The organism is Flavobacterium sp. (assembly GCF_044368995.1).
In the GTDB taxonomy this organism is placed as follows: domain Bacteria; phylum Bacteroidota; class Bacteroidia; order Flavobacteriales; family Flavobacteriaceae; genus Flavobacterium.
Map to the genome: position 1 here is coordinate 1 of NZ_JBIPMS010000042.1, position 12751 is coordinate 12751.

The window sequence follows — 12751 nt, forward strand, 5'->3', positions numbered from 1 at the left end:
GGTTGTGTTTTAGACCATTTGGACCATTCCCCTTTCGCATTCTTTTGAGATACAGCATAATTAACTGTTTTGAATTGGTAAGTTTGAGAAAATCCCAATGGTGCAAACAAACCTAAAAACAATAAAATAACTATTTTTTTCATTTTTTATTATATTAAAATTGAATATCGTTTACACTAATTTTTGCAGAATTAAACTCAGAAATAACATTAGAAATTATGGCATGAACAGGAAGGATATCATGAATTAGTCCTGCGATTTGTCCTATTTCTAATTCACCTTCAACTAAATCGCCTTCAAACATGCCACGTTTGGCCCTTGCTCTGCCTAACAAGGTTTTTAAATCTTCTACCGAAGCACAATTAGCATAAGCTTCTTGAATATCATTAAAAAATTTATTTTTTATTAATCTAACTGGCGCTAACTCTTTTAAGGTTACTAAAGTTCCGCCTTCTTGTGTTTCTAAAATGGTTTTTTTAAAGTCAATATGCGCGCTGGATTCGATTGAAGCAGCAAAACGACTTCCCATTTGGACGCCATCTGCACCCAAAACCATAGCGGCTAACATGCCTTTACCAGTTGCAATTCCACCAGCTGCAATTAATGGAATTGAAATATTATCTTTCACCATAGGAATTAAAGTAAGCGTTGTCGTTTCTTCTCTACCGTTATGTCCTCCAGCTTCAAAACCTTCAGCAACAACAGCATCAACACCAGCTTCTTGGGCTTTTAAAGCGAATTTTGAACTACTGACTACGTGAACAACTATAATTCCTTTTTCCTTTAAAAAAGAAGTCCATGTTTTGGGATTTCCTGCAGAAGTGAAGACAATTTTTACACCTTCTTCTACAATAATTTGCATGATTTCCTCAATATTTGGATATAGCATTGGTACATTTACTCCAAATGGATTTGAGGTAGCTTTTTTACATTTTTGAATGTGTTCACGCAAAACTTCTGGATACATAGAGCCCGCACCAATTAGTCCTAATCCTCCAGCGTTACTGACAGCACTGGCTAATTTATAACCGCTATTCCAAATCATTCCTCCTTGAATAATTGGATATTCTATTCCAAATAATTGTGTGATTTTATTCATTTATTTGTACTACTTATTTCTTAATTATTTTACCTCCATGTTCTTTAGTGGATAAGTACCTGTAATAGTAAATACCTTTTGGTAAATTTTCTAAATCAATAAAGGCGTTATAAGCACCTTCAAATTCTTTTTCAGCTACTTTTTGCCCCAAATTGTTAATGATTTCAATTGTTCCTTTTTCAGAAGCATTTTCAAGATGCAAAAACATAAGATCTTGTGTTGGATTTGGATAGACAGTAAAATATTTTGGGTCTTCCATAGCAATTATTTCCATATTTAAAGCTGTAGTTAAAGCCAATTGAAAATCTGGAATTCCATACCCTTTTTGAATGGTTGGGTTGTTATAATTGTCTGATGATTGCTTAATAAATTGAACCACTTGTTGGGCAGTTAAATTGGGTACCGCTGACCAAAATGAAGCTACCATTCCTGCAATAACTGGACTAGAAAATGAAGTGCCGCTTGAATTATATATAGTCCCTGATGGCGAACAAACTGTTGTACCTAAACCTTTGGCACAAACATCTGGTTTAACGCGTCCATCGTAAGAAGGGCCAATGGAACTAAAGGTAGCGTATTGTTCTATACTATTTACAGCACCAATAGTTAATGCGCCAATAGCATCTGCTGGCGAACCAATATGAGGGTCAGATGTGGCACCTGAGTTACCAGCACTAATTACTACTACAATTCCTTTATTGAAAGCCATATTAGCGCCTCTAGATGCAAATGTTTTATTTCCAATCATATCATCATACTGATGAGAATAATTTGGATTGTCGTATCCAAAATATCCTAAAGACGAATTAATTACATCTGCACCATAATAATCAGCTAATTCAGCACCTTCCACCCAATACGATTCTTCTACAGGGTTTTCGGAATTAATATCTTCTGTAATAAATAAATAATATTTTGCATTTGGAGCTGAACCTACTAATTGTCCTTCCGCAAAAGCACCCATAGTAGATAAAACATTCGAACCGTGATTGTGTCTGAAAAAATAATTAGTATTTTGATCAGGAAAATTATATCCACCTAATATTTGATTGTTTGTAATTAAATTTTGAAAGGGAATTGCTGTATCTACACCTAAAAAACCAGAATCTAAAACGGCAATAACTTTACCTTGACCAGTATAATTTTGTTGGTGCAATAAATGTCCATTAAGCATTTCAATTTGATTTTGGGAACCGCCATAATTATAAATTACTTGCGTTTCAAATTGTTTGTTTACTAAAGAAATTTTATTGTTTTGAGCAACTCTTCCACCAGGATTTAAGGAATGATTGGCAAAAGTGACATGATTTACAAAACTGAGATTGGTCAAAGCTTGAATATTGATTTGTGTACCTCGAATATGCAACGCATTCATCCATCTTGATTTTGCCATAACTGTAATACCAGTTGATGCAGCAATTTGTGTAATATAACTTTGCTCCACAGGAACATCCGTAACATCTAAAGAAATATTTTGAGCAATTCTTCTATCCAACGCACGTTGTGTTAACATAGTTAGTGGATTAGCTAAAAAAGTTGCTGCACTTGGCTTATTATTAAAATACACCCAGGCATCTTCAATTTGAGCAAAACTCAAGTTGATAATTCCTAAAAATAATAAAAGATATATTTTTTTCATATTAAAAATTAGTATTCAAATATAGCAAATTTATTTTATGAAATTACTCCACTACCTTGCAATTCATCATCCATATACCAAGCTACAAATTGTCCTTCAGTAATAGCAGATTGCGGTTTTTCAAACTCAACATACATCCCGCTTTCAAATTGATGTAAAATTGCTTTTTGCAACGGCTGACGATATCTAATTCGTGCCATTACATTTTTAGTTTCTCCTATATTCAATTTTAAATCTTGACGAATCCAATGCACTTCGTTGGCTTTTATGAATAAAGCGTTTTTAAATAAACCAGGATGATTGGCGCCTTCTCCAACATAAATAATATTATTTACAACATCCGTTTGAATGACAAATAAGCCTTCTTTTGTACCACCAACATTTAAACCCCGACGTTGCCCATTTGTAAAATAATGAGCGCCTTGGTGCTTTCCTTTTACGATTCCATTTGCACTAGAATAATCTTTATTTTTAGCATAAAAAGCTAATGATGCTTCAGTGTTTTCAAAATTTGGAATAGCGGTTGCATAAATGTCATTAGAAGCTGTAATTTCAATAATTTCGCCTTCTTTGGGTTGTAATTTTTGTTGTAAAAATTCTGGTAAACGCACTTTTCCAATAAAACATAAGCCTTGAGAATCTTTTTTCTCAGCCGTAACCAATTCCATTTTAGTGGCGATTTCTCTAACTTCTGGTTTGGTTAACTCACCAATTGGAAATAATGCTTTTACTAATTGTTCTTGCGATAATTGACATAAAAAATACGATTGATCTTTGTTGTCATCTTTTCCAACTAACAATTGATGCACTTGTTTTCCGTCAACTACAATGGTTTTTTTTCTACAATAATGTCCAGTTGCAACATAATCTGCTCCTAAAGAAACAGCAATTTTCATAAAAACGTCAAACTTAATTTCTCTGTTACACAATACGTCTGGATTTGGTGTTCGTCCGTTTTCGTATTCTGAAAACATATAATCAACTATTTTCTCTTTGTATTGTTCGGATAAATCTACAGTTTGAAAAGGTATTCCTAATTTTTCTGCTACCAATAAAGCGTCGTTACTATCTTCTAGCCATGGACATTCATTTGAAATAGTTACGGAATCATCGTGCCAATTTTTCATAAAAAGTCCAATAACGTCATATCCTTGTTCTTTTAAAAGATAGGCTGCTACACTTGAATCTACACCACCTGATAGTCCGACTACTACTCTTTTCATTTAAGTTTTATTATTATTTATCTTCTTCAATTTGTTCTTTTGGCTTGCTTTTGGCAAACTTTTTCACTGCTTTTTCCTCCATTTTTTTTAATTCCTTTGAAAATTTTTCAGCCTTAACTTGTTTTACAATTTTGTCGTTCTCGTAAAATTTCCAAATACCAACCTTTACATTATTTTTATAAGTTCCTTCATATAATTTTTTTCCATTACCGTCAAAATAAATAGCAATACCTTCGAACAAATCATTAACGTATTGATGTTGGTCGATTTGCTTTCCATTTTCAGCAAATGTTTTTCCAACTCCATTCTTTTTTCCTTCCAGATAATTAATTTCTTCTGCCAATTTACTGGTTTTATAAAACACTTTTCTGGAGCCGTTTAACTTCCCGTTTTTATAATATTCAAGTGTCATAATTTCTTTTGACTCTTGGTGGTAATATTTCCATTGTCCTTCAAAAAGTTTATTTATTACTACACCTTCGCTAACTTTATTTGCTTTTTGATCGAAAAATATGGTGTAGCATGAACCATCACTTTTTGAAAAATCTCTTGTTGCGATTACAGTTCCCGCTTTGGTATCATCAAAATATTTAAACGTGCCCGTTTCTTTTCCATGTTCAAAAGCACCTTCATATCTTGGACGTTTGCTTTCCTCATAAAATCCTTTCCAAAAACCATGACGCATGCCTTTTTCGTCAAACTGATTCAATTTGTCTTGAGCAAAAACAAAATTTGCAATTACTAAAAAAGCAATAAAAATTAGTTTTTTCATATGTTAATAAAGTTAATTTTAAAATAAATTTTTGTAACTAAAATACTAAAACGATTGTTTTACAAAAATAGTATAAAAAAACCTGTTCTCAACAAGAACAGGTTTTTAAGAAGTTATTTTTTCTTTTGATTTAATGCTTTCTGAGCTTCTTGATTTTCCATTATTTCTCGCATTCGCTTCTGAAATTTCGATTCCGTTTTGGGTTTCGTTTTATTCACTTGAATTTGTGCGTGTATTTTTTCTTCATCCACCACATATTTTTTAATGACTAACATGATTCCAATCGTAATTAAATTAGAAATAAAGTTATACAAACTCAATCCTGATCCATAATTATTAAAGAAAACCAACATCATAATAGGGGAAAGATAAATCATGATTTTCATAATTTTACCCATATCTGGCATGCCCTCTTGTTGTGGTGCTTGCATGGCTTGGTCTCCAGTAGTCATTTTCATGTAGAAGAAAATGGCAATAGCTGCTAAAATTGGAAATAAACTTACGTGATCACCATAAAAAGGAATATTAAATGGTAATTTATAAATAGAGTCGTATGAAGATAAATCGTCTGCCCAAAGGAAACTTTTTTGTCTCAAATCAAAAGCAGAGGGGAAAAACTGAAACGAGGCATACATAAATGGTAATTGAATTAAAGCAGGAATACAACCCGCCATTGGATTTACACCTGCTTTAGAATACAATGCCATTGTTTCTTGTTGTTTTTTCATTGGGTTATTTTTGAATTTTTCACCCAATTCTGCAATTTCTGGTTTCAATACTTTCATTTTTGCTTGCGACAAAAATGATTTATATGTTATAGGCGACATCGCAATTTTTATTAAAATCGTGAAGATGATAATAGCAATTCCGTATGACATAAATCCAGATAATAAACCAAATAATGGAATAAATACAAACATATTAATCCATCCGAAAACACCCCAACCTAATGAAACCAATTCATCTAGGTTTTTATCATAAGCACTTAATGTTTTATAATCTGTTGGACCATAATACATATTCATGTCATAATTTAAAGCGCCGTTTTTAAACTCTAATGGCATTTTTGCTGTAAAGTTTTTAGTAAAAACAGTATCTACTTTTTCATCATCTACTAAATTGTCAGATTTAAAATCTACTTTTTTAAATGGCGTGTTGGTTAATAAAACAGAAGTATAAAAATGCTGCTTAAATGCTACATATGTGACTGCTTCCGCTGTGTCTTCATTATCGGATGTAGCATTCAAATAATCATCTTTTCCACCATCAAATTCATAAGTTAATTCTGTGTATCTGTTCTCGTAAGACACACTTTTTTCATTGCGATAGGTTTTTAAATTCCACTCTAAATCTGTCGGTTTTGAAGTGTTTAATATATTTTCTAAACCCTGTGTACGAATAGAAAACTCCAACATATGGTCCTTTTCTTTCATGACGTAACGGTATTCTAAAAACTGATTTTCACCTGTTTTTAGTTGCATCGTAACAACTTGATTTTTTCCTTCTTTAGAAAGCTTAGGTTCAAAATATAAATCCTTTGTGTTTACGACTTTTCCGTCTTTGGTTGTTAAAGACAAATTAAAATTCGCATTATTATCTTTAATAATTTGGACCGCTTTTCCTGAACCTTTCTTAAATTGTTCTTGATTTAGTATGGTTGCCTCAGAAATATACCCACCTTTATTGGCTATTTTTAAACTCAAAACACTATTTGCTAATAAAGTAGTAGCGTTAATAGCTGACGGCAATGTTTCCGCATAAGCGAAAGCGCCTAATTTGGACAATGCTTCAGGGCTTAATTTAGCCGTTGGATCAGAATTTTGAACTGCCGCAACTGCTGGAATACTTTTAGGTGTTTTTGCTTCTTTGTCAGCTTGTTCTTTTTTGGCTGCTTCGGCTAAGTCCTCTTTTGTAGGTTGATTTGAATACATCATCCACATTAAAATTCCGAAGATTAATGAGAAACCAATTAACGACTTTATGTCAAATTTTTTTTCTTCCATAATAGAATGTGTAACTCAAACAGAGTTGTATTAAATTTATTTTATTAGTCTTCTTTTAAGTATCATCGTTACAAAATAACGTTTTTACTTATTTTTAACAGCTGCGGCCACTAATCCCATAAATAAAGGATGCGGATTTAATACTGTACTTTTATATTCCGGATGGTATTGTACTCCAATAAAGAAAGGGTGATTTGGTAATTCAATTATTTCCACCAATCCTGTATCTGGATTTGAACCTGAAGCTACTAATCCAGCTGCTTCCATTTCTGGTAAATAATCACCGTTAAATTCAAAACGATGACGGTGACGTTCTAATATATTTGTTTTTCCGTAAATTTTATGTGCTAATGTATTTTCTTTGATCTTACATTTCCAAGCACCTAAACGCATGGTACCCCCTTTTTCAGTAACGGTTTTTTGCTCTTCCATTAAACTGATAATTGGATAGCTTGTATTTGCATTCATTTCTGTTGAATTGGCATCTGATTTTCCAAGCACATTTCTAGCAAATTCGATAGATGCCATCTGCATACCTAAACAAACTCCTAAAAAGGGAATATTATTTTCACGTACATATTTTATGGCTTCAATTTTACCTTCAATACCTCTTTCTCCAAAACCAGGTGCAACCAAAATTGCGTCTAAGTCTTTAAGTTTTGAAGCTACATTCGATTTATCTAAAAATTCCGAATGAATACTTACTACATTTACTTTAGTTTCTTGAGTGGCTCCAGCGTGAATAAATGCTTCTAGAATAGATTTATAAGAATCTTGCAATTCTACATATTTTCCAATCAAACCGATATTTACTTCGTGTTTTGGATGTTCTAATTTATATAAAAACTCGTTCCATAGTTTTAAATCTGGTGTGGCTTTTTCTGGTAAATTTAATTTTTGCAAGGCAACTCTATCTAAACCTTCTTCTTGCATTAAGTTGGGCACTTTGTAAATTGTTGAAGCATCAATCGACTGAATAACAGCTTCTTTTTTTACATTACAAAACAAGGCTAATTTCTCACGTAAATCTTGGGATATTTCATGTTCGGTTCTACAAACTAATATATCAGCTTTTATACCGCTTTCCATCAATGTTTTCACAGAATGTTGCGTAGGTTTCGTTTTTAATTCACCTGCAGCTGCCAAATAAGGAACCAACGTTAAATGAATTACAATTCCGTTAGTTTCTCCTAGTTCCCAGACCAGTTGACGAACAGATTCTATATAAGGTAACGATTCAATATCTCCTACTGTTCCACCAATTTCTGTAATAACAATATCATAATCGCCTGAATTACCAAGCAATTGCATACGTTCTTTAATTTCGTTGGTAATGTGAGGCACAACTTGAACTGTTTTGCCTAAAAATTCGCCACGACGTTCTTTTTCAATAACTGATAAATAAATTCTTCCTGTTGTAACATTATTTGCCTGAGATGTTGGTACATTCAAAAAACGTTCGTAATGTCCTAAATCTAAATCTGTCTCTGCTCCATCATCCGTTACATAACATTCGCCGTGTTCGTATGGATTTAAAGTTCCTGGATCTACGTTAATATACGGGTCAAATTTTTGAATAGTTGCTCTGTAACCTCTGGCTTGTAATAATTTTGCTAAAGATGCTGCTATGATACCTTTTCCTAATGAAGACGTAACACCACCTGTAACGAAAATATATTTTGTTTGATTCATGTTGCTGTTTGTTGTGTTGTTTTGAGGAACATACAAAATGTTCGCTCTGATATTGAATTTAAAAACACGCAAATATAATATTAATTAGCCAATTATCCATATGTCAAATTGTCAATTCTACATTAAATTTAAGGTTTTGGATATTTTTTTTGAATGTTATGAATTAATTCTTCTAATCCATTCAGTTTTAATTCGTAAACTAATTTAAGTTGTTCGCCTAAAGTTCCTGCAGGAAAACCTTTATTTTTGTACCAAACTACATATTGCTCGGGTAAATTAATAAGATAACGCCCTTTAAATTTTCCAAAAGGCATTATAGAGTGTGCAAGTTTAATGAGTTGGTCTTGGTTGGTCATTTTTTTGAGAGTATAGAAAATAGAATAAAGACATATTTGAAAATCTATTTTCTGTGTTCTAAATTATTATTTATTTAAATCACATCCAATTAAAAACTACTTCCTTTTTTATTTCTGGATGTAAACTATTTAAAACTGGACAAGTCATAGCGGTTTTTTCTAAAATGGATTTTTCTTTATCTGAAACTGAAACATTCATTGCAAAAGTAACGTGAATTTCAGTAATTCGACGCGGTTCGGTTCCCATAATTTTAGTGACTTCAGCAGTTGAATTTGAAAAATCTACGTTTAAATCTTGCGCTTTAATGCCCATTACGGTAAACATACAACTTGCTAATGCATTTGCTACTGTATCAGTTGGTGAAAATGCTTCTCCTTTTCCGTTGTTATCAATGGGTGCATCCGAAATAATTTCTGAACCAGAGGCCAAATGAATAGATGCTGTACGCAAATTTCCTAAATAGGTTACTTTTGAGGTTGCCATTATTGTGCTTGTTTTATGGTTAAATCAGAATTATAATACATCATATAAACGCCGGTATTGGTATTGTTTATATAATTAAATTGACTTTCAATTTGTTCCGAAATTTGACTTTCTGCAGATTTAATAAATCCATCTTCCTGACACATTCTTAAAATAGCATCAAAAGTTACGTCAAAGCCTCGAGTCGCATATTGATTGGGTTGTACTTTATTCTCTTTTTTAAATGTTTTTGCAAAATTTAATGCCTCAACAGATTCATTCTCACGAATGGCCGAAGGATACAACATTTGTAAAGCGGCTAAGTTTTTGGAAGAAATTTCTTCAAAATCTAAGGCTTCATTTCTTTCTATAACTACCAATTGAATATCAAATTCTTTCTTTAATTTTAGTAAATTATTGACAACGGAAATGACTTGTATGATTTTATCTGAATCCAAAATCACAAAATTCTTTTTCCCTTTCTGAAAATTAGATTTTAATATTGAATAATCAAATATTCCTTTTTCATTAAAATTAAAGGATTTCACTCCTGGATAATTAGTTGAAAAATAAGCACTTAATTTTGATTTTGATGAGGAATGAATAGCAAAAACAGCATCCGATTTTAATTTTAAATACGCCATCAATTTCTCTTTTTGAATATTTTCATTTGGCATGGCGTAAAAAATATTTGATCCACCTACCCCAACATCATTAGTTAACGGAGAAATAACGGCCGTTTTTTTATCCACTAATTGCCCAGCAAGTTCTACAAAAGAATTGGTGAAAGGTCCAATCACAACATCAACATTAGAAAAATCATTATTTTTGATTAATGTAGCCACGTTTGAAGAATATTTTGAAGATTCTGCATCGTAAACTTTAGCATTAATAGGCAATCCAAGCACTTTTGCTGAGTCAATTGCTTTTATAGCACCTGCATAAAAATCAAGTGTAATATTTAAAAATCTATCTGTTTTTAAATATTCGATTTTGGTTTTGGTAGAATCATTTTCAATTCTATTGATATTAAAAGGCATCAATAAAACTAAATTTCTTTCTCTGGTTTTATTTACGGTTGCTAATAAACTTACTTTTTCTTTTTTAAAAATTACTGAATCTTTGTTGGGTAATAAATTGCTCCTTTTGGGCAAAACCAATAAAGCACCTTCAATTAAACCATCTTTTGCTGATGGGTTTTTGGCAATAATATCTTCAATAGAAACATTGTATTTTTTTGAAATACTATATATTGTTTCACCTTTAATAACAGTATGTTTGGTTTGAGCATAATTTGTAATACTTACCAAAAATAAAATCAATAAATAATATGCGTTTTTCATGTAGGTTGGTTTATATTTTATGTCGGTGCAATTTCAATGCCAAGATGAATAATGATAAATTCAATATCAATATCAATATCAATATCAATATCATTTCTCAAAAATAAGCATTATAAATTCAATTACAACATTTCAAAATAAAAAAAGCAACGTCATATTTTAGATTAAATATTGACATTGCCATAGATTTTTGAAATTGTTATTTCTTTTTTATTCCCATTCAATAGTGGCTGGTGGTTTCGAGCTGATGTCATACACTACACGGTTTACACCACGCACATTATTGATGATTTCATTTGATATTTTCATTAAAAACTCATAAGGTAAATGTACCCAATCAGCCGTCATTCCGTCAGTTGATTCTACAGCTCTTAACGCGACTACTTTTTCGTAAGTACGCTCATCGCCCATAACGCCAACACTATTTACGGGTAATAAGATTGCACCTGCTTGCCAGACTTTATCGTACAAACCGTGTTCTTTTAAACCATTAATAAAAATAGCATCTACTTCTTGTAAAATCGACACTTTTTCAGTTGTAATGTCACCTAAAATACGAATCGCCAAACCTGGTCCTGGAAAAGGATGACGGCCTAATAATTCAGCGTCAATTCCTAATGTTGCACCTACTCTACGTACTTCATCTTTAAATAACATGCGTAAAGGTTCCACAATTTGTAATTTCATAAAATCAGGTAATCCACCTACATTATGATGCGATTTTATGGTTGCTGAAGGTCCGCCAGTTGCCGAAACAGATTCAATTACATCGGGATAAATCGTACCTTGACCTAAAAATTTTACATCTTTTAACTGATTGGCTTCATCGTCAAAAACTTCTATAAAAGCATTTCCAATAGCTTTACGTTTCGCTTCAGGATCGTCAAGTCCAGCCAATGCTTCATAAAAACGTTGAGAAGCATCCACTCCTTTCACATTTAATCCCATTCCTTTGTATTGGTCCAAAACACTTTGGTATTCGTTTTTTCGTAATAATCCATTGTTTACAAAAATGCAATACAAATTATTACCGATTGCTTTATTTAAAATTACCGCAGCTACTGTAGAATCTACGCCACCAGATAATCCTAAAACTACTTTATCGTTACCAATTTTGGCTTTCATATCAGCAATTACTTCTTCAACGAAAGCATTTGGAGTAAAGGTTTGAGCTACTTTTGCAATCTTAACCAAGAAGTTTTCTAACATTTGTTTTCCATCAGTAGAATGATAAACCTCTGGATGAAACTGAATAGCATAAGTAGTCTCACCTTCAATTTTATACGCTGCATTTTCAACGTCTTTTGTACTGGCTATTTTTACACCGTTTGTTGGTAATTTCTTAATTGAATCCGAATGCGACATCCAAACTTGACTATTGTCTGAAACACCTTCTAAAAAAACTTCGTTTTCTTTTATAAATGAAAGATTGGCTCTTCCGTATTCTCTTGTATTCGATGCGGCAACTTCTCCACCCGAAAAATGCGCTAAATATTGTGCACCATAACAAACCGCTAATAAAGGTTTTATGCCTCTAATTTGAGATAAATCTGGATGCAATACTTCTTCCGAACGAATCGAACAAGGACTACCACCTAAAATTACCGCTTTATAAGAAGATAAATCGGAAGGTATTTTATCAAAAGGAAAAATTTCGCAGAAAATATTTAATTCTCTTACTCTACGAGCAATTAATTGGGTGTATTGAGACCCAAAATCTAAAATTAATACGTTGTTCATTGGTGTTTTGTTGTTTTATTTTTGTTTCAGGTTTGAAGTTTCAGGTTACTTTTGCTCAACTTGAAACAAAAATAACTTGAAACTTGAAACTATTTTATTAATATTCAAACGTTCCGTATTGCGAAACTATAGTTAACTTTTTACTATCAGATGGTTCAACTCTTCCAATAATTTGAGCTTCGATGTTAAATGACTTCGAAATTTCGATGATGTCTTGTGCAATTTCTCTTGGAACATAAATTTCCATACGATGGCCACAATTAAAAACCTGATACATTTCTTTCCAATCGGTTTTTGAATTTTCTTGAATCAGTTTAAATAATGGTGGCACTGGAAACAAATTATCTTTAATCACGTGAACGTTTTCAACAAAGTGAAGTACCTTTGTTTGGGCACCTCCACTGCAATGCACCATTCCGTG

Annotated in this window: 11 protein-coding genes; all 11 read right to left on the reverse strand. The window is 32.2% G+C overall.

Features of this window, described 5'->3' with window-relative positions:
• Positions 1-154: 154 nt before the first annotated feature.
• On the reverse strand, positions 155-1099 hold the full coding sequence (locus ACIQ2I_RS04625) for an NAD(P)H-dependent flavin oxidoreductase (protein WP_396181262.1): 945 nt from the start codon (positions 1097-1099) through the stop codon (positions 155-157).
• A 13-nt stretch (positions 1100-1112) separates the two neighbouring features.
• Positions 1113-2738 carry a S8 family serine peptidase gene (locus ACIQ2I_RS04630; protein ID WP_396181263.1) on the reverse strand — a complete coding sequence of 542 codons (1626 nt, stop codon included), beginning with the start codon at positions 2736-2738 and terminating at the stop codon, positions 1113-1115.
• A 35-nt stretch (positions 2739-2773) separates the two neighbouring features.
• Entirely contained in the window at positions 2774-3961 is a 1188-nt protein-coding gene (gene mnmA, locus ACIQ2I_RS04635) for a tRNA 2-thiouridine(34) synthase MnmA (RefSeq protein WP_396181264.1), read from the reverse strand.
• 13 nt (positions 3962-3974) lie between these two features.
• On the reverse strand, positions 3975-4733 hold the full coding sequence (locus ACIQ2I_RS04640) for a toxin-antitoxin system YwqK family antitoxin (protein WP_396181265.1): 759 nt from the start codon (positions 4731-4733) through the stop codon (positions 3975-3977).
• Between the two features lie 113 nt (positions 4734-4846).
• Positions 4847-6736, reverse strand: a complete 1890-nt coding sequence (yidC, locus tag ACIQ2I_RS04645; RefSeq protein ID WP_396181266.1) for a membrane protein insertase YidC — start codon at positions 6734-6736, stop codon at positions 4847-4849.
• 84 nt (positions 6737-6820) lie between these two features.
• Positions 6821-8428 carry a CTP synthase gene (locus ACIQ2I_RS04650; protein WP_396181267.1) on the reverse strand — a complete coding sequence of 536 codons (1608 nt, stop codon included), beginning with the start codon at positions 8426-8428 and terminating at the stop codon, positions 6821-6823.
• 128 nt (positions 8429-8556) lie between these two features.
• Positions 8557-8784 carry a DUF3820 family protein gene (locus ACIQ2I_RS04655; RefSeq protein ID WP_396181268.1) on the reverse strand — a complete coding sequence of 76 codons (228 nt, stop codon included), beginning with the start codon at positions 8782-8784 and terminating at the stop codon, positions 8557-8559.
• Positions 8785-8863: 79 nt separating this feature from the next.
• The gene (locus ACIQ2I_RS04660) at positions 8864-9268 is read right to left on the reverse strand and encodes an OsmC family protein (protein ID WP_396181269.1); all 405 of its coding nucleotides are present in this window, start codon (positions 9266-9268) and stop codon (positions 8864-8866) included.
• Positions 9268-10590: a LysM peptidoglycan-binding domain-containing protein gene (locus ACIQ2I_RS04665; protein ID WP_396181270.1), complete on the reverse strand. Its 1323-nt coding sequence runs from the start codon at positions 10588-10590 to the stop codon at positions 9268-9270. The genes ACIQ2I_RS04660 and ACIQ2I_RS04665 overlap by 1 nt, the downstream gene beginning before the upstream one ends.
• A 210-nt stretch (positions 10591-10800) precedes the next feature.
• Positions 10801-12330 carry a glutamine-hydrolyzing GMP synthase gene (gene guaA, locus ACIQ2I_RS04670; protein ID WP_396181271.1) on the reverse strand — a complete coding sequence of 510 codons (1530 nt, stop codon included), beginning with the start codon at positions 12328-12330 and terminating at the stop codon, positions 10801-10803.
• A 97-nt stretch (positions 12331-12427) separates the two neighbouring features.
• The coding region (locus tag ACIQ2I_RS04675) for an AIR synthase-related protein (protein ID WP_396181272.1) at positions 12428-12751 on the reverse strand (324 nt) is incomplete at its 5' end.

Coding starts and splice junctions, on each gene's coding strand:
- ACIQ2I_RS04625 (WP_396181262.1), bottom strand. CDS start 1,099: ATGAATAAAATCACACAATTATTTGGAATAGAATATCCAATTATTCAA.
- ACIQ2I_RS04630 (WP_396181263.1), bottom strand. CDS start 2,738: ATGAAAAAAATATATCTTTTATTATTTTTAGGAATTATCAACTTGAGT.
- mnmA (WP_396181264.1), bottom strand. CDS start 3,961: ATGAAAAGAGTAGTAGTCGGACTATCAGGTGGTGTAGATTCAAGTGTA.
- ACIQ2I_RS04640 (WP_396181265.1), bottom strand. CDS start 4,733: ATGAAAAAACTAATTTTTATTGCTTTTTTAGTAATTGCAAATTTTGTT.
- yidC (WP_396181266.1), bottom strand. CDS start 6,736: ATGGAAGAAAAAAAATTTGACATAAAGTCGTTAATTGGTTTCTCATTA.
- ACIQ2I_RS04650 (WP_396181267.1), bottom strand. CDS start 8,428: ATGAATCAAACAAAATATATTTTCGTTACAGGTGGTGTTACGTCTTCA.
- ACIQ2I_RS04655 (WP_396181268.1), bottom strand. CDS start 8,784: ATGACCAACCAAGACCAACTCATTAAACTTGCACACTCTATAATGCCT.
- ACIQ2I_RS04660 (WP_396181269.1), bottom strand. CDS start 9,268: ATGGCAACCTCAAAAGTAACCTATTTAGGAAATTTGCGTACAGCATCT.
- ACIQ2I_RS04665 (WP_396181270.1), bottom strand. CDS start 10,590: ATGAAAAACGCATATTATTTATTGATTTTATTTTTGGTAAGTATTACA.
- guaA (WP_396181271.1), bottom strand. CDS start 12,330: ATGAACAACGTATTAATTTTAGATTTTGGGTCTCAATACACCCAATTA.